General features: G+C 55.4%; 18 protein-coding genes. 13 read left to right on the top strand and 5 right to left on the bottom strand.

From position 1 onward, the window contains the following. The first annotated feature begins 14 nt into the window (after nucleotides 1-14). The 11 genes from RHJ80_RS01745 to cobU all read left to right on the top strand — a co-directional run bounded on the left by RHJ80_RS01745 (nucleotide 15) and on the right by cobU (nucleotide 10,893). Nucleotides 15-1,196: an ABC transporter permease gene (locus RHJ80_RS01745; protein WP_302677132.1), complete on the top strand. Its 1,182-nt coding sequence runs from the start codon at nucleotides 15-17 to the stop codon at nucleotides 1,194-1,196. A 3-nt stretch (nucleotides 1,197-1,199) separates the two neighbouring features. Beyond that, nucleotides 1,200-2,669, top strand: a complete 1,470-nt coding sequence (locus tag RHJ80_RS01740; protein ID WP_310437930.1) for a glycosyl hydrolase family 57 — start codon at nucleotides 1,200-1,202, stop codon at nucleotides 2,667-2,669. A 75-nt stretch (nucleotides 2,670-2,744) separates the two neighbouring features. Then, a complete protein-coding gene (locus RHJ80_RS01735; protein WP_310801344.1) occupies nucleotides 2,745-4,271 on the top strand; it encodes an NYN domain-containing protein in 1,527 nt (508 codons plus the stop codon). A 9-nt stretch (nucleotides 4,272-4,280) separates the two neighbouring features. After that, nucleotides 4,281-4,985 carry a biotin--[acetyl-CoA-carboxylase] ligase gene (locus RHJ80_RS01730; RefSeq protein WP_310801343.1) on the top strand — a complete coding sequence of 235 codons (705 nt, stop codon included), beginning with the start codon at nucleotides 4,281-4,283 and terminating at the stop codon, nucleotides 4,983-4,985. 69 nt (nucleotides 4,986-5,054) lie between these two features. Next, complete coding sequence (locus tag RHJ80_RS01725) at nucleotides 5,055-6,398, top strand: hypothetical protein (RefSeq protein ID WP_310801342.1); 1,344 nt, start codon at nucleotides 5,055-5,057, stop codon at nucleotides 6,396-6,398. Nucleotides 6,399-6,407: 9 nt separating this feature from the next. Then, nucleotides 6,408-6,812, top strand: a complete 405-nt coding sequence (locus tag RHJ80_RS01720; protein WP_206200800.1) for a DUF3119 family protein — start codon at nucleotides 6,408-6,410, stop codon at nucleotides 6,810-6,812. Continuing rightward, a complete protein-coding gene (locus RHJ80_RS01715) occupies nucleotides 6,802-7,770 on the top strand; it encodes a DUF3086 domain-containing protein (RefSeq protein ID WP_206200799.1) in 969 nt (322 codons plus the stop codon). The genes RHJ80_RS01720 and RHJ80_RS01715 overlap by 11 nt, the downstream gene beginning before the upstream one ends. Before the next feature lie 10 nt (nucleotides 7,771-7,780). Then, on the top strand, nucleotides 7,781-8,416 hold the full coding sequence (gene plsY / locus RHJ80_RS01710; RefSeq protein ID WP_310801341.1) for a glycerol-3-phosphate 1-O-acyltransferase PlsY: 636 nt from the start codon (nucleotides 7,781-7,783) through the stop codon (nucleotides 8,414-8,416). A 141-nt stretch (nucleotides 8,417-8,557) separates the two neighbouring features. Then, nucleotides 8,558-9,472 carry an ornithine carbamoyltransferase gene (argF, locus tag RHJ80_RS01705; protein WP_302678687.1) on the top strand — a complete coding sequence of 305 codons (915 nt, stop codon included), beginning with the start codon at nucleotides 8,558-8,560 and terminating at the stop codon, nucleotides 9,470-9,472. Nucleotides 9,473-9,479: 7 nt separating this feature from the next. Next, nucleotides 9,480-10,310 carry an ABC transporter permease gene (locus RHJ80_RS01700; RefSeq protein ID WP_302678686.1) on the top strand — a complete coding sequence of 277 codons (831 nt, stop codon included), beginning with the start codon at nucleotides 9,480-9,482 and terminating at the stop codon, nucleotides 10,308-10,310. Between the two features lie 16 nt (nucleotides 10,311-10,326). Further along, nucleotides 10,327-10,893, top strand: coding sequence for a bifunctional adenosylcobinamide kinase/adenosylcobinamide-phosphate guanylyltransferase (gene cobU, locus RHJ80_RS01695; protein WP_310801340.1), 567 nt, complete (start codon nucleotides 10,327-10,329; stop codon nucleotides 10,891-10,893). 3 nt (nucleotides 10,894-10,896) lie between these two features. Here cobU and radA read toward each other — a convergent pair whose 3' ends face one another. From radA to RHJ80_RS01680, 3 genes are read right to left on the bottom strand one after another with little or no spacing between them, the layout of a single operon-like run. Continuing rightward, entirely contained in the window at nucleotides 10,897-12,288 is a 1,392-nt protein-coding gene (radA, locus tag RHJ80_RS01690; protein WP_310801339.1) for a DNA repair protein RadA, read from the bottom strand. 18 nt (nucleotides 12,289-12,306) lie between these two features. After that, the gene (locus RHJ80_RS01685; RefSeq protein WP_149821090.1) at nucleotides 12,307-12,795 is read right to left on the bottom strand and encodes an FKBP-type peptidyl-prolyl cis-trans isomerase; all 489 of its coding nucleotides are present in this window, start codon (nucleotides 12,793-12,795) and stop codon (nucleotides 12,307-12,309) included. Then, nucleotides 12,789-13,109, bottom strand: a complete 321-nt coding sequence (locus RHJ80_RS01680; RefSeq protein ID WP_149821092.1) for a phasin family protein — start codon at nucleotides 13,107-13,109, stop codon at nucleotides 12,789-12,791. Before RHJ80_RS01680 ends, RHJ80_RS01685 begins: the two co-directional genes overlap by 7 nt. 109 nt (nucleotides 13,110-13,218) lie before the next feature. On the opposite strand from RHJ80_RS01680, the gene secG reads away from it, so the two are divergent. Both secG and RHJ80_RS01670 read left to right on the top strand, forming a co-directional pair. After that, nucleotides 13,219-13,452: a preprotein translocase subunit SecG gene (gene secG, locus RHJ80_RS01675; RefSeq protein WP_149821094.1), complete on the top strand. Its 234-nt coding sequence runs from the start codon at nucleotides 13,219-13,221 to the stop codon at nucleotides 13,450-13,452. An 11-nt stretch (nucleotides 13,453-13,463) separates the two neighbouring features. Next, nucleotides 13,464-13,961: a GNAT family N-acetyltransferase gene (locus RHJ80_RS01670; RefSeq protein ID WP_310801338.1), complete on the top strand. Its 498-nt coding sequence runs from the start codon at nucleotides 13,464-13,466 to the stop codon at nucleotides 13,959-13,961. Here the strand turns inward: RHJ80_RS01670 and RHJ80_RS01665 are convergent. Further along, nucleotides 13,927-15,339, bottom strand: a complete 1,413-nt coding sequence (locus RHJ80_RS01665) for a serine/threonine-protein kinase (protein WP_310801337.1) — start codon at nucleotides 15,337-15,339, stop codon at nucleotides 13,927-13,929. The two genes, RHJ80_RS01670 and RHJ80_RS01665, sit on opposite strands and share 35 nt — an antisense overlap. Nucleotides 15,340-15,367: 28 nt before the next feature. Beyond that, nucleotides 15,368-16,018, bottom strand: coding sequence for a phosphorylase (locus RHJ80_RS01660; RefSeq protein WP_310744732.1), 651 nt, complete (start codon nucleotides 16,016-16,018; stop codon nucleotides 15,368-15,370). Nucleotides 16,019-16,106 lie beyond the last annotated feature (88 nt).

Genomic DNA, 16,106 nt, shown 5'->3' with positions numbered 1-16,106 from the left:
CTTAAGATAGAAAAATGGTTTCCCTTGCCCGCAAAAATCTCTTAGAAGACTTTAGCCGCTTTCTCGTGGCTCAACTAGGCATCACGTTTGCCGTCAGTCTGGTCACAGTTCAAACTGGACTCCTTGAGGGCTTTGGGCGATCGGCCACACTCTTGGTGAACAAAAGTCAAGCGGATTTCTGGATTGCCTCCAGTGAGTTGCGCTATTTTGGCTTAACGTTGCCTATTGAGTATCAAGTTGTCCTCGATGCCCAGGCAGTTGCAGGGGTTGCAGCCGCAGAACCTCTGTTGATCCAGTCAGCGATGTGGCGCCGTTCAGAGACAGAGGCGATCGATCCAGTGCAGGTGGTGGGTATTGAACCGACAGGCACCTTGCTGCCCTTGACGACAGTTGCTGGTGCAACCCTGACGGAGCTAGAAGAACCCTACAGTGTCATCGTGGATCGCATTGACCTCAATGCCCTTTCCCTTACGGCTCTAGGGGAGCAAGGTCGCGTGAATAACTACCCAGCGACGGTCATTGGCTGGACGCGCGGTGTCAAATCCATTGTCTCTAGCCCCTATGTCTTTACTTCGCTGGAAACTGCGAACCTTTACTTAAACTTCCCTCGGTTTGATACCAGTGAGCCGGTACCCGAATTTCTGCCGTTGGTGTCCCCCAGTACCCGCATCACCTATGTCATGGTGAAAGCCAAGTCGGGGGAGGATTTAGCAAAGGTGCAGGAACGCTTACGGGCAGCCTTTCCCAACTATCAAGTGCTCAGTCGTGCTGCCCTGACTGAAATGACGCGGCGCTATTGGCTAGCCAGTACCAGTGTGGGGTTTATCTTAGGACTGGGGGCAGGGGTTGGCGTGGTTGTAGGGGTGGTCATTGTCAGTCAAATTCTCTATTCTTCGGTGAGCGATCGCCTACAGGAGTATGGCACCCTCAAAGCAATGGGGGCTTCTGACGGGTACTTGTATCGCATTATTATTGAGCAAGCCCTGTGGATGGCCGTACTGGGTTATCTGCCCGGTTTAGGCCTGTGCTGGGGACTGGGGATGTGGACCATGCAAGCCCGTGCCATCCAAATTATCATGACTCCCCAACTTGCCCTCGCCGTTTTTAGTGCCACCGTCGCCATGTGTGTCAGTGCTTCCCTATTGGCGATTCAAAAAGTGATGCGCCTTGATCCCGCCCAAGTTTTTCGAGCTTGAATCATGCCCCGCCCTACCCTCCCTTGGTCAACCTGTCCGCCTCAAGGAGAACCTGTCCTCAGTGGTTGGGAACAGGCGTTGAGTGAAGTGCCCCGTTGCCCCCCCTTGCCCCCCCAAATGCTCCCCTCTATTCGCGCCGCCTTTGCCTGTGCCCTCCATATGCACCAGCCGACCATTCCAGCGGGGGAGGGCGGCAGCCTCATCAGTCACTTGCAGTATATGCTGATGCATCCCCACGAGGGGGACAATCACAACGCGACCCAATTTCTCTGGTGTTATCGGCGCATGGGGGACTGGATTCCCCAGTTGGTGGCTGAGGACTGTCAACCGCGGATTATGCTCGATTACTCCGGCAACCTCCTCTGGGGGCTGGAGCAGATGGGACAGGAGGAGGTACTGGACGCCCTGCGGCGGATTACTGTGGATGCCTATGCTCCCTACGTGGAATGGCTGGGCACCTGCTGGGGACATGCGGTGATTCCCTCCACTCCAATCGCTGACATTGAGTTGCATATTCGGGCTTGGCAGCATCAATTTGTAGCCCTCTTTGGCGTTGAAGCGCTGCAAAGGGTACAGGGCTTTTCACTGCCAGAAATGCATTTGCCCAACCATCCGGATACGCTCTTTACCTTGGTGACCTGCCTCAAACGCTGTGGATATAGTTGGTTGCTGGTACAGGAGCACAGTGTTGAACAGTTGGATGGGTCGCCGCTACCCTACGCTGCCAAGTATGTACCGAATGTCCTTGTGGCGCGCAACTCCCAAGGAGAGGTGGCGGAAATAACGGTGCTGATTAAAACCCAAGGCTCGGATACGAAACTTGTGGCGCAAATGCAGCCTTATCACGAAGCTAAGCATCTGGCCACTCACTGGCAGGCTCCCCTCGGTCCCCCCTGTGTGAGTCAAATTGCCGATGGTGAAAACGGTGGTGTGATGATGAATGAATATCCCCGCGATTTTATGCCGGTGTGGCATGAGATAAAAGCGAATCCGCAGGCAGGGGTGGTGGGTCTCAATGGCAGTGAGTACCTTGCCCTCTTGGCGGCTCAGGGGGTGACTAGCGATCGCTTTCCTCGCTGTCAAGCGGTACACCAACATCTACTCTGGCAGACCTTAGGGGATAGCCCGATAACGCCAGAAAGGGTTGCGGCAGCGATCGCCCACCTTGAACAAACCAATCCCCACTTCTCCATGGAGGGTGCCTCTTGGACGAATCACCTCAGTTGGGTCAAGGGCTATGAGACCGTTCTGCAACCGATGGAACGCCTGAGTGCCGAGTTTCACCGCATCTATGATCCTTTGGTGGCGGCTGACCCGCAAGTGACCCAAAGCCCTGCCTACCGCGAAGCGCTCCTCTATGTGCTGACATCGCAAACCAGTTGTTTTCGCTACTGGGGCAGTGGCCGCTGGACAGACTATGCAAAAACGATTTGCGATCGCGGGATGGCACTGTTGCAAGAAACCAGCGTTTGAGAGGGAGTTTTCCAAGAATTCGTAAAATAAGTTATGGCATGGCAGAACTGGTGCATACCTCCTTTAGGAGCGATTGTGGCGGGTTCCCTCGCCGTCACCCTTACCCGTGAACCGCTTCCTGTGGTGGCGGTCAGTTCTGCGGGGGCATTGGTGGGCACTTGGGTGCAAGATCGTCAACGTCATTCCCTAACCCCCCAGATCGAAGACCTCCTCCAACGTTTAGAGGAAAGACTGCAACACCTTGAAACCCGCACTTCTGGGAATGGCCAGCGGCGTACCGCTATTTTCTACGACATTGAAAACCTGATCAAAGGCTACAACATCAAAGCCGCAGATGTGGCCAAAATTTCCCTCGCTGCCATCCAAGCCCATATTCGCCAAGCCTACCCCATCGAGCGGGTGCTGCTGCAACGTGCCTATGCCAACTGGAGTGATGCTCGCCTTGGGTCACTGCGCCGGGAAATGCACCAATTGGGCATTGAGCCTGTACAGGTCTTTGGTTTTTCCTACGAAAATCGCAAAAATGCTGCTGATATTCAATTGGCGATTGATGTGGTGGATTTGATTTTTCAAGATGACCGCTTTGATACGTTTGTGATTGTCTCCGGCGATGGTGGCTTTGGCTCCCTTGCCAAGAAGTTACGGCAGTACGGCAAAACAGTCATTGGCTGCGCCTACGAAGATGCGGCTGGCAAGAGTTTTCAGGCCATTTGTGATGCCTTTGTCCACATCCCTGATCCAACCGTAAAACCCCGCCCACCTGTCGCCAGTCCCGCTCCCCCCATTGAAGCGCCGCCGCCCAGCATCCCACCCTCCGCCATTCCCTTAGATCCTGATAATCGTCGTTTGTGTGCGGACTTGAGTGTCAGTTTGGCTCGCCATGCCGAGGGAGCGATCGCCAAAACGCGGCAGATTCTCGATTGGTACCGCCGTGATTCGGAGTGTGGCAAGCTCCTGCGGGAGGAAGGGCTACCCATTAGTAAAGTTCAAGGGGCGGTACAAGCCCTGCTGCCCAACTTTGACATTTTGCAGTTGGGGATGGTCAAGTTCTCGGAATACTTGCGCTACGTCTGTAAAAACACGATCTTCTGCGTCTTTCATCGGCAGGGCAGTGCCAATCAACTGCGTCTTGGCCTACGGGAGCATCTTCCCCCCAGTGCTGTGGTGATGGCCAATTTTGAAAAGCGTCCCCTCCATAGTCTGGCAACCTATCGCGCTTTGCTCAGTCACGAACGGGTGGCGATCGCCCAACCCCCAGCCTTAGCCTATGTTTTAGCGTGGCTCCTTGACCATCGCGATTGCGCTGCCACCCTAGAAGAACTGGCCGCCATGATTGAGCAAACCGCCCCAGCGGAGATTGGTCGCAGTCAAATTGAAATTGCCTTGAATAACTGCCAAGCGGCCAATATTCTTGTGCCAGCTCCCCACAGTGGCGATCGCTATTTCGTTGCTGCGAAAATCACAACCCTTCCCGCAAGCTATGCAGCACTGGCGCAGTGGCTAGATCAGACCCTTCGGGTGTTTTTTGAACGGGTAGGGGCGCATCCGAAACCAGAACTGTTGCGGGCACTCATTGAGCCATCTGTTTCTGTACCCAAGTAAGCGATCGCCATGGAGTCTCCTTGGTTAGTGTGGCTAGAGACCTGTGAGAGCACGAATACCTGGGCATTGCACCATGCCGATCAACTCTATGGCGGTCAAGTCATCTACACTCAGGCACAAACACGGGGGCGAGGTCAGTACAACCGTACTTGGCAGTCCCCAAAGGGGGTGTTGACAGCCTCCTTTATCCTGCCGCAGTCGGCGGCGATCGTTGCGCCCAGTGTCCAAGCCGGGATAGCCGTGATGCGGGCGTTGAGTGGGCTGCGACCAACGGTGGAACGCCATCTGCAATTGAAGTGGCCGAATGATGTGATGGCTCAGGGCAAGAAACTGGCGGGAATTCTCTGTGAACGCCGTTCCCCCTGGCTGGTGGTGGGGGTGGGACTGAACCGCTGTGTTGACGTTGAAGCAATGGGTCTTCCCCAGGCCATTAGCCTCCACACGCTGCTTCATTCTCCCCAAGCGGTGCCTACGGATCTGGAACTGCTAGCGGCGATTCGCGCTGAGCTTCTGTGGTGTTGGCAACAGTCCCAGGGGGTTCAGATCACGGCGCAGCGGGATTTTTTGCGGGGGCGATCGCTCACTCTTGTCCAAGGAGAACAAAGGTGGCAGGGCATCGGTGTGGGCATTAGCGATCGCGGGACGTTGCAAGTACGTCTGAACAATGGGGAGTTGCGAGAATTTAGCAGTGGCCATGTGATCTACAACGCTTAGAATTGATTGCGGAAGTGGGCAGCCCGTCTGCGAAAATTGTCCTTGGTACTACAAGCATCTGAGGTGTGCATGAAGGGTTGGCAGGTCTGTTGGCAACGGGCGATCGCTTTGGTTCTCAGCATCGTTCTCCTGTGGTCAGTGGGGGACATCGCCGCGGCAAAAGCCAGTGGCTCGCTGGCAGAGGTGGCGGCTCCTGTGGCCATTGAGGATATGAAGGATTGGTTCGATCGCTATGAACCGCGGCTGAAAATTCTCACCCCCGAAGCCAACCAAACCCTCCAAAGCCGCAACGTCACCGTCAAGCTAAGTGTCCAAGGGCTACGCCTGTTTCAAGATCAGCGCACAGGGTTAGGCCCCCATGTGGAGGTGGTGCTCGATGATCTGCCCAGCCGCAGTGTCTATGACCTGAACACCCCCATTGAATTTACGAACCTTGAGCCGGGAACGCACCTTCTCCGTGCTTTTGTTGTGTACCCTTGGGGTGAAAGTCTGAAAAATCCCCTTGCCTATGCTCAAACGGCCTTTCATCTCTATACTGCAGATGAGGACACTCGATCTGCTAGTCTTCCCCTGATCACCTACAATCAGCCCAGCGGCACCTATGGCGCTGAACCAGTGCTCCTTGATTTTTATCTCAGCAACCTGCCGTTGGATCAACAATTAAACAATGAGAAAGTCTGGCAGGTGCGCTGCACGATCAATGGTCAATCCTTCACGGTCGATCGCTGGCAGGCCTACTATCTCACTGGACTCCAGCCGGGGGATAACTGGGTACGGCTCGAACTTCTGGATGGCAATGGTCAGCGTATTCCCTCTCCCTACAATCCCATTACCCGCCTCGTGACCTATCAACCCAATGGCAAGGATGTCCTCTCGCGCCTGCTGCGGGGAGAACTGGCCGCCAAAAATCTTCAAAGTAGCCTCAGTCCGGATCTCCCCAGCAACCTCCCTCCTGAACCGACCCCAGAGCCAACACCTGTCGTTGAGGAATCCGCCGCTCCCTCCGAGCCGACCCCAGAGCCAACAGCTGTTGTTGAAGAATCTGCCGCTCAGACCCCCGTTGCTGAGGAACCTACACCAACGTCGGCAGTAGAGGCACCAACACGCACCGTTGAACCTGTAGAGGAAACGCCCGTTGCACCAGAGCCAACCCCAGAACCCACCGTCAAAGCAGCTGAAGAGACACCGCCCCCCACGCCGCAAAAGCCCTTCTGGCAGCGCCTGAATCCCTTCAAGAAAGCAGAAAGCCCGACTCGTTCTGTTCTCGTTAGCCCGCGAGTTCCATCCAAGCCGTCCCCACCTTTGGAGCAACCGACTCTAGAGACCACTGCACCTGAGGTCACTGAACAGGAAACTCCTCCCACTCCAGAGGATTTGCCACAATTAGAAGAACCGACGCCCCCTCAGGAGTAGAGTAAAACCATGCAAGGAACCTCACTGGCCACAGTACGTCTTCAACCCTCATTTGCTGTTCCTCTGGGAGTTCTGCTGTTAAGTCTGCCCCTGTGGTGGCTGCGCTGGTGGCTGGGCTTGCCCATCTCCCTGTTTGCGCTATTCTTGGCTGTGCAGGCGGCTACCCTGCGACTAGAATTTACGGCAACAGCACTAGATGTCTATCGCGGCAGCCGACAAATTCGCCACTTTCCCTATCAGCAATGGCAGCATTGGGAGGTCTTTTGGCCAGCCTTTCCCGTGCTCTTTTATTTTCGGGAGGTCAAGAATATCCACTTTCTGCCGATTCTGTTTGACGCCAAAACTTTAGTACAATGCCTCCAAGAACGCTGCCCACGCACAGCCTTTATTTCCACGGTTCGCAATGACGGATGACCCTACGGTGACTGATGCCTCTGAACCTACTCCAGAGGAACTAACTGCCCTCAAAGCTCAACGGGATGCCCTCAAAGCTGAAATTCAAGCCCTTGATGCTGAGTTTCATCGTCTTGTGCACGATCGCCTCAAGTCCCTTGAAGAGCGGCAACAAAGTCTGCAACTCACCATTGAGCAACTAGAACGGCGCAAGGAACGCATCGAACAGGAGCTCCGCCGCAACTTTGTGGGTGCCTCCCAAGAACTCGCGATTCGAGTGCAGGGGTTCAAGGAATTTCTCGTCAAGAGCATGCAGGAGTTGGCAGCCACCGTTGAGGAAATGGAATTGCTGCCCCCGACGCCCGCTGTCGTGGAAACTGCCTCTGCTCCAGCAGCAACAGCGACAACGCCGCCCAAGTTAGTTCTTGATGAGGGATTTCAGGAGGAAGCGGATCGGATTCGCCGTTTGCTAGAGCAATATCGGAGTAGCCCCAACTACTATGGCCCTCCTTGGCAGTTGCGACGTACGTTTGAGCAAGTTCATGCTGAGCGGGTAGAAAGTTGGTTCTTTGATCTCGGGGGACGGGGTGCCCTGCGATCGCTCCCCAGTCGGTTGCAAAATATCCTTGTTGCCTCGGCAATCATCTCGATTCTACGGGACTTCTATGGCGATATGTTGCGGGTTTTGGTTTTGGCTGATTCCCCTGAGCGACTGGGGGACTGGCGACGGGGATTGCAGGACTGCTTAGGGATTAGCCGTCAAGATTTTGGCCCTGATCAGGGGGTGGCGCTCTTTGAATCTGCGGATGCCTTGGCCTTTCGTGCCGATCGCCTCGAGCAGGAGGACTACATCCCTCTGATTCTTATTGATGATTCCCAACCCCAAGTCAGCCTTTCACTACTGCAATATCCCTTGCTCTTGGGCTTTGCCCCTGAACCCCAGTTGCGTCCTAGCCGTAGTTCTGATTTCTTTGAGTAGGGAGGCTCCTGTGACCACTGCACTCATCCTTGGACTGCTGGCGCTCGCTAGCTACCTGCTCGGCTCAATTCCCACGGGCTACCTCTTGGCCAAAGCGCTGCGGGGGATTGATATTCGTGAGCATGGCTCTGGCTCAACGGGGGCGACCAATGTGCTGCGGGTAGTGGGCAAAGGCCCCGGACTGGTGACGTTTTTAGTCGATGTGGCCAAGGGACTAGGGGCAGTTCTTTTGGCGCGATGGGTTCTGGGGCAATCTTGGAGTACGGTACCGACCACTTGGTTGGAATTTGTCCTGCTGGCGATCGCCTTCATTGCAGTTTTGGCTCACAGTAAGCCGATTTGGTTGGGCTGGCGCGGCGGCAAATCCGTTGCCACTGGTTTAGGGGTGCTCCTTGCCCTCAATGCCCCCACTGCCTTAGCCACCTTTGCGGTGTTTCTGTCGGTCTTGGCGGCCAGCCGCATTGTCTCCCTGAGTTCAATCACTGCTGCTATCTCCTTGCCCTTCTGGTTTTGGTTCTTTACGCAGTCGTGGCCGTTTGTCGGTTTTAGTGTGATTGCAGGTGCTTTTGTGATTTGGCGACACCAGAGTAATATCCAACGCCTCCTTGCAGGGACAGAGCCACGGTTGGGCGCCTCGGAAGGATAGACCTCTTAGAAGGTGACTTTTGGACGGGTTCGGCGTTCCTTAATGCCCCCCAGATTTGAGAAAAGGGTTGTATTTGTACATTTGGAAGGCCTCTGAGGTTGCTACCATGAGTGGATACCAGTTTTGGTGGGGAGATTTGTGATGGAAACACTGCGGGGGCGTGATTTGCTGAGCATCGCCGACCTCTCACGGGCAGAGGCAGAATATCTGCTGGATTTAGCAGCACAGATGAAAATCGGCAAGGTGGCTCCCCAGTGTCCTAAGGTCTTGGGGCTGCTGTTTCAGAAGGCTTCGACCCGTACCCGTGTCAGCTTTACGGTGGCGATGTATCAACTGGGCGGCCAAGTCATTGACCTGAATCCCCAATCCATGCAGGTGGGGCGTGGTGAACCGTTGCCCGATACAGCACGGGTATTGGATCGCTATTTGGATGCGGTGGCGATTCGCACCTATGGTCAGGCAGAACTGCAACTGTTTGCTGACTATGCACGGATACCCGTGATTAATGCCCTCACTGATCGCGAGCATCCCTGTCAGATTTTGGCGGATCTGCTGACGCTACGGGAATCCTTTGGCACATTGGCGGGACTGACCCTCTGCTACATTGGCGATGGCAATAATGTGGCGCATTCCTTACTACTGGGCTGTGCCCTCTTGGGGGTGAATATTCGGGTGGCTTCGCCACCGCCGTTTGCCCCTTTGCCCGATATTGTGACGCAAGCCAAGGCATTGAGTGGCGGTAAGAGTGAAGTGACCGTTCTCACGGATCCGCAGGCCGCGGCTAAGGGTGCCCATGCGCTTTACACGGATGTCTGGGCGAGTATGGGACAGGAAGCAGAAGCGGGCGATCGCCAGCCCATTTTTCAGCCCTACCAAATTAATGATCAACTGCTAGCCCTTGCGGATCCACGGGCGATCGTTCTTCACTGTCTGCCGGCTCACCGTGGGGAGGAAATTACCGCCAGTGTCCTTGAAGGGCCGCAGTCTCGCGTTTGGGAGCAGGCGGAAAATCGTCTCCATGCGCAGAAAGCTTTGCTAGCCAGTTTGTTGGGATAGGGCATGCATGAATAGCCTCTCGGATCGGCTGTTGCTGGTGGGGGCAATTATTTGTGGGGGGTTTCTGCTGCTGGCGGTTCTTGCTCCCCTTGCTCAGGCTCTTGGTTGGATTGCCAATCCCCAAGAATTTCTTGACTTTCCGATTCACGCGCCGCCTTCGCCGCAGCACTGGTTTGGCACGAATCGCTTGGGCTATGATGTCTTTTCCCGCACGATTTTTGGTGCCCAAGCAGCCTTGCAGGTGGTCTTGGTGGCAACGCTGTTGAGCTTGGTGGTGGGGGTGCCCTTGGGATTATTGAGTGGCTACCGCGGGGGCTGGCTCGATCGCGGGTTGCTCTTTTTGATGGATACGATTTACACGTTGCCGGGGCTACTCCTAGCGGTGACGGTGGCCTTTGTGGTCGGCAAGGGGGTGCTTAATGCCGCGATCGCCCTTAGTGTCGCCTATATTCCCCAGTACTATCGCGTTGTGCGCAACCACACGGTGAGCCTAAAAAATGAGGTCTTTATCGAAGCTGCCCGCGCCCTTGGTGCCTCGACCCCCCGCATTCTACAGCGGTATCTTTTGGTGAATGTGCTTCCCAGTATCCCCGTGCTCTTTACCCTCAATGCTGCCGATGCCATCCTGACCTTGGCAGGGCTGGGGTTCTTGGGCTTAGGGTTGCCGCCGCAGGTACCCGAATGGGGGCAGGATCTACGACAGGCCTTGGATGGGTTGTCGGTGGGCATCTGGTGGACGACGCTCTTTCCGGGTCTAGCCATGACATTGCTGGTCGTGGGTCTGTCGCTCCTTGGTGAGGGCTTGGGAGAACGTCTTGATCCCCGACAGTTGAGTTAACCAACAGTGCCTAATCATGCCTGCTCATGTCTTGGTGACCGGTCCGAGTCGCAGTGGCAAGAGTGAATGGGCAGAAGCCGTTGCCGCCCAAAGCGAGCAACCGGTGATTTATATTGCGACGGCGATCGCCCCCCCAGAGGATACAGAATGGTTGCAGCGGATTGAACAGCACCGTGCTCGCCGCCCCGCTGAGTGGCAATTGCGGGAGTGCCCCCTCGAACTAGCTGCCCTGCTGCGTGACCTGCCGCCTGATCATTGCGCCCTTGTGGATTCCTTGGGAACATGGGTGGCCAATTGCCTAGATCAATCTCAAGATCAATGGCAAGCAACCGTTACTGAATTCCTAGCGAGTGTGCAAGGGTGTGCCGCTCAACTCATTTTTGTTGCTGAAGAGGTGGGCTGGGGAGTTGTTCCTGCCTATGCCAGTGGTCGCTGTTTTCGCGATCGCCTTGGCGAACTGTGTCAGCAATTGAGTCCGTTGATGGCGGAAGTGTATCTTGTCACAACTGGCTTTGCACTACCGCTCCACCAATGGGGTATCTGTCTCAGACATCTTAGGGATAAATTGGACTCGCAAAGATAGCCCTCAGGGGGATTCCTCAGTGGTCATGGGGGCAAGGGCAGCCACAATGGCATCGGTGACACGACGTACAGGATAAATCTCTAGCCCTGCGATCGCACAGGCTTGGTTTTCGGGAATAATGGCACGGCGAAATCCCAACTTCAGCGCCTCCCGCAGCCGTAATTCTAACTGGGAAACCGCTCGCACCTGTCCCCCTAAGCCCACTTCGCCAATGATCACCGTTTGGGGGTGCACCCAGCGATCGCGAAAACTAGCTACAACAGCCACTGCCACCCCCAGATCAGCAGCGGGTTCCGCCACATTCAGCCCGCCAGCGGACGCCACATAGGCATCTAGCTTCGAGAGGGGCACCCCTAGGCGTTTTTCTAGGACGGCGAGAATTTGCAAAAAGCGATTGTACTCAATGCCCGTGGCCGTGCGGCGTGGAGAGGGATAACTGGTGGGGCTAACTAAACTTTGCAACTCAACCACAAGCGGACGGGTGCCTTCACAGGCCACAATGGTGGCGGTACCGGGGGTTGGCTCGCGATCGCCCAAAAACAGCGCCGAAGGATTTGTGACCTCGGCTAAGCCCTGCGCGCCCATTTCAAAAACGCCAATTTCTTGACTAGCCCCAAAGCGGTTTTTGACAGCGCGTACGAGGCGGTGACTGGCAAAGCGATCGCCCTCAAAGTAGAGCACGGTATCCACCAAATGTTCCAGCACCTTCGGACCGGCGATCGCCCCCTCCTTTGTAACATGCCCCACAATAAAGAGACTCATCTGCTCCCGCTTGGCTAAGCGCATCAAGGCGGCTGTGCCCTCACGAACCTGAGAGACCGAGCCGGGGGCAGCCGTCAATTGGGGCAGATACACCGCTTGGATGCTATCAATAATCGCCAGATGGGGTTGCAGATGGGTCAGCTCCTGCAGGATGACCTCTAAATCCGTCTCGGCCAAGAGATAAAGGGAAGGGGAGGCGGCAATGCCCAGTCGTTGCGATCGCAATTTCACCTGCTGCGCCGATTCCTCAGCACAGACATAGAGCACCCGCTGCTGTTGCCCTAAGGTGGCTGCCATCTGCAACAAAAGCGTGGACTTGCCAATTCCCGGTTCGCCGGCCACCAACACGAGGGAGCCAACCACAATCCCCCCTCCCAAAACCCGATCCAACTCGGCAAATCCAGAGGCAGAACGGCTCTGTGTCTGTTCGCTAATCTCTCCTAGGGCCTTGGCACTGCGGGGGTGGGGAGTGGTCGATTTTCGGGGGGTTGTGGGTCGAGCAGCGGTCTCTACAGGGCTAACCACCTGCTCATCAAGGGTATTCCACTGACCACAGTTGGGACAGCGACCAAAGTATTGCACAGACTCGGCACCACACTCGCGGCAGATATACAGTACCTTGGCCTTGGGCATCCCTTGCCGAGTTCAATCCTATTGCACACCCAAAAGTTCAACGTCAAAAATCAGCGTCGCATTGGGAGGAATGACCCCGCCGGCACCGCGTGCACCATAGCCTAGGTTCGGGGGAATAATCAGCCGCCGCTGCCCCCCGACGTGCATTGAGCCAACTCCTTCATCCCAGCCTTTGATGACTTGACCGACACCAATTTGAAATTGGAAGGGCTGACCGCGATCGCGGGAGCTATCAAAAATGCGGCCATCGGTGAGCATTCCTGTGTAGTGCACCGTTACCCGATCGCCCACTTGAGGCTGCGCCCCTGAGCCGACAACCATATCTTCGTATTGCAAACCTGAAGGAGTGGTCACCACCTTTGGATTCCCCATAAGTCCCGCAGCCTCCGTTGACGCTTCCAGCGGCACACTGGCGATCGCGATCGGAGCGGCCACCAACCATACCACTACTAGGACAATACCACAGAGGAGCCAGCCGTAGGCTCGATGCACCCGTTGTCTTACCATGAGCGATTTTTTAACTCCCTAACATCCCGTTCTAGGCGATCAATGCGTCCCCGCAGTTCATCAATTTCTGACTGTTGTGGCACCCCCAAGCTCTCTAGAAACTGGCGCGTTTGTCGTTGCACCGCTTCATCGAGGGAGGCGGCATCTTCTTTGAGGTGAGCAAGGACTTCATCCACCATTGCCTTGGCCTGATCGGCATTGAGGCGTCCCTCTTTCACCCATTGGTCGCTCACTTGACGCAACTTCTCGGCCACAAGGGAGGTGGTGCCAACACCAATTAAAAGCAATTGCTGAAGCAGATTTTGCTGGTTCATGGGGCACGTTCAAAACGCCTATCTTGTATTGTGCCATTGGCTCCTAGGCTTGCGGTAAGATGAGGGAGAGGTCAAGTTGTATAGATTCGCATCGCCAGCGAGGTTGAGGATGATTGAAAAAATTGCCATTGGTCTGTGGGCATTTTCAGCAGTTGGCCTGATTGTATTGGTCTTGCTCCACAGTCCCAAGGGGGATGGCCTCGGTGGTATTGGCGGTCAAGCCCAGCTCTTTACCAGCACCAAAAGTGCAGAAGCGACCTTAAACCGTGCCACGTGGACTTTGACAGTGTTGTTTATGGCGCTTACCGTTGCTCTGAGTGCCGGTTGGCTGCGCTCAATTTAGTTTGGGTTAGCGTGTCTTTCTCCTTTGCGATTCGTGCAGCGACCCCGGCGGATGCTCCAATCATCTTCCAACTGATCCAAGCGCTTGCGGCCTATGAAAAGCTCAGCCACGCAGTAACGGGCACAGAGGAGGCGCTACGGCAGCATTTGTTTGGCGATCGCCCCTACGCCGAGGTACTTCTTGCCCATACCCCCACAGACGTTATTGGCTACGCCCTGTTTTTCACCACCTACTCCACATTCCTCACCCGCCCCGGCCTTTGGCTAGAGGATTTGTTTGTCCTCCCTGCCTATCGGCGTCAAGGGGTGGGCACTGCTCTGCTGAAGGCATTAGCCCGGCTAGCCAGCGATCGCGACTATGGCCGTATCGAGTGGAGCGTCTTGGACTGGAATACTCCTGCGATTCAATTCTATGAGCGCATGGGTGCGACTGTGCTACCTGACTGGCGTATCTGCCGCCTCAGTGGTGATGCTCTCAAGCACTTCGGACATCCTGACGAGCCTGTGTGACCCGTCGCCCCAGATAGCGGCCAAGGGTGTAGGCCAACCATTCCAGATCCCTTGAGGTCACGCTAAGGGCATTTTCAGTCAGTTCGATCGCTTGGCTACCGGCACGAATCACCAGTTTGCTCGATAGCTCTTGGCGATCGCCCTCGCGATCGCGGTACGTGCTGTGGGGCTGAAATTCAATCTGTTCAATCACTTCAAGCGGCAGGACTTTAGGACGACGCCAGCGGAAACCAAGGATATGTTCATAGAAGCGCAGATCCTTACGGGTGACCATCAGCACCTGCCATCCCAATAGCATGTAAAGAATGCCGCCAATGAGGCCTAAACCGACAGCAAGATGACCAGTAGCAAAAACAGCCATCAGCCAAAAGCCAGAACTAATCGCTAGACTGTACCAGACGACCAAAAACCCATTCCAAGCCACTGCAAAGGGAATCAGGAAGAAGAGACTGACATTAAATCCAACGGGGGGAATTTGCACCAGTAGCCCTTGGGGTGTTTCTCTCACCTGTAGGCGGGAACCGTAGGGCGGCGTTTTTGTTATGAGTGAGGCCTCGTGGGGTGATGTGTCCAGTTGCTTTAGGGCTTGGCGAGCCGCAGTCGCGGAGTCAAATCGCTCCTCAAGGGCGGGCGCGACCATTTTTTCGAGCCAGCGGATAAAAGGGGGACTCAAGGAGACCAAGGGTTGAAATTGAACCCGCAGTTCCTTTTGCGGCAGCTCATCGGGGGGAGTGCCGGTTGCTAAGTAGATGAGGGTCATGCCCAAGGCGTAGAGATCACTGGCGGGTAGGGTTTTACCGCCGAATTGTTCCGGGGGCATATAGCCATAGGTACCCACCACGGTTCGGGTGCTGCCTGCGATCGCGGTTTGTACCGCCCCAAAGTCCACAAGATAGACCTTGCCAAGATCATGACCGGAGCGATCGCCCAAGAGAATATTTGTCGGCTTAATATCGCGGTGAATCACCGGCGGTTGACGGCCATGGAGATAGATCAAAATATCCAGCAGGCGATCGGCCAGTAACCGCAAATCCTCTTCACTAAACACTCTCCCTTCTGCTTGCCATATGGCGAGGGATTTTGCCTCAATGTAGGTTTGCACCAAAGCAAAGCCCTTGAGATCAGGGGTATTGATTTCAAAGTAGTCGAGATAGCGGGGAATGGCCGGATGATCCAAGGTTTGCAGCACAGCCGCTTCCCGTTCAAAGAGCTTAAAGTCGTCCCATGTCATGCCGCCACCAAAAAGCAGCAGCTTCAGCACCACCTGTTCATAGCGCCGCCGATCCAACGCCAGATAGGTGCGCCGCCCCGGATGAGACCCCAGTTCGCGCAGGAGTTCATAGCGATCGCCCAAAATTTCACCAATGAGCTGCGCCACAGCGTTCTCCAAGCTGGCTACCCCTATCTTAGCCATTGAGTTGCTGCACAATCTCTGGGGCAATTCTTGTGAGCACCTTGAGGGCTTTGAGGCTGCCTTGAATCAAGTGTGCCGCCGCACGGGGGTTGCGCAGCATTGCGATAGCCAGTGGCCCCGGCCGCAAATTGCCTTGAGCATCAAAGGCTTGACTCAAATCGGGGAGGTCGCGATCGCCACCATCACTGATCACCCGCACCATCACCACCGGCATTCCCGCTAAAGCCTTGAGGAGTGGCACCCCTTCCATATCCACTACCTCCACCCCCCAGCGAGCCGCAAGGGTTTGTTTTTCCTGAGCCTTAGAAACGGTTTTCGCCGTTGTGATGCCTTTCACCCGTCGCCACGCAGGCGCCAATTTCGCCGATAACGTCTGGTCTAAAGAATACGTTTGCCCTGCTTCATCCTGACAAGTAGTATAGACAACCACTTCACCCACCCGATCATCGGGATGCAAGCCCCCACAAACCCCCAAAATGAGAACCATGGCAGGCGATTCCTCAAGGGCACTGATCAATGCCGGTGTGGTCACTGTGGCTGCCCCCGCTCGGATCGGAATAATCACCACATTGGACGCCTGTAGCCCTCGTTGTACCGCTTGATATTCTGCCCCTTGGGGCACAAGGACGAGGCATGGAGTCATTGTTAATGAACTTTGCTGTGCTGGCCTGTTGACACAACCGCTACGCTGGGAGTACACATTTTCGAGCTGATTACCGTCTTAACTTTTG

The organism is Thermosynechococcus sp. QS41 (genome assembly GCF_031583515.1).
GTDB lineage: Bacteria > Cyanobacteriota > Cyanobacteriia > Thermosynechococcales > Thermosynechococcaceae > Thermosynechococcus.
The sequence above is the reverse complement of the archived record's forward strand: the minus strand, read 5'-3'. Positions and strand labels throughout refer to the sequence as shown.

What these genes read in the sequence shown, in the direction of transcription:
- RHJ80_RS01745 (WP_302677132.1), top strand. Translation starts at nt 15, where the DNA reads ATGGTTTCCCTTGCCCGCAAAAATCTCTTAGAAGACTTTAGCCGCTTT.
- RHJ80_RS01740 (WP_310437930.1), top strand. Translation starts at nt 1,200, where the DNA reads ATGCCCCGCCCTACCCTCCCTTGGTCAACCTGTCCGCCTCAAGGAGAA.
- RHJ80_RS01730 (WP_310801343.1), top strand. Translation starts at nt 4,281, where the DNA reads ATGGAGTCTCCTTGGTTAGTGTGGCTAGAGACCTGTGAGAGCACGAAT.
- RHJ80_RS01725 (WP_310801342.1), top strand. Translation starts at nt 5,055, where the DNA reads ATGAAGGGTTGGCAGGTCTGTTGGCAACGGGCGATCGCTTTGGTTCTC.
- RHJ80_RS01720 (WP_206200800.1), top strand. Translation starts at nt 6,408, where the DNA reads ATGCAAGGAACCTCACTGGCCACAGTACGTCTTCAACCCTCATTTGCT.
- RHJ80_RS01715 (WP_206200799.1), top strand. Translation starts at nt 6,802, where the DNA reads ATGACGGATGACCCTACGGTGACTGATGCCTCTGAACCTACTCCAGAG.
- argF (WP_302678687.1), top strand. Translation starts at nt 8,558, where the DNA reads ATGGAAACACTGCGGGGGCGTGATTTGCTGAGCATCGCCGACCTCTCA.
- RHJ80_RS01700 (WP_302678686.1), top strand. Translation starts at nt 9,480, where the DNA reads ATGAATAGCCTCTCGGATCGGCTGTTGCTGGTGGGGGCAATTATTTGT.
- cobU (WP_310801340.1), top strand. Translation starts at nt 10,327, where the DNA reads ATGCCTGCTCATGTCTTGGTGACCGGTCCGAGTCGCAGTGGCAAGAGT.
- radA (WP_310801339.1), bottom strand. Translation starts at nt 12,288, where the DNA reads ATGCCCAAGGCCAAGGTACTGTATATCTGCCGCGAGTGTGGTGCCGAG.
- RHJ80_RS01685 (WP_149821090.1), bottom strand. Translation starts at nt 12,795, where the DNA reads ATGGTAAGACAACGGGTGCATCGAGCCTACGGCTGGCTCCTCTGTGGT.
- RHJ80_RS01680 (WP_149821092.1), bottom strand. Translation starts at nt 13,109, where the DNA reads ATGAACCAGCAAAATCTGCTTCAGCAATTGCTTTTAATTGGTGTTGGC.
- secG (WP_149821094.1), top strand. Translation starts at nt 13,219, where the DNA reads ATGATTGAAAAAATTGCCATTGGTCTGTGGGCATTTTCAGCAGTTGGC.
- RHJ80_RS01660 (WP_310744732.1), bottom strand. Translation starts at nt 16,018, where the DNA reads ATGACTCCATGCCTCGTCCTTGTGCCCCAAGGGGCAGAATATCAAGCG.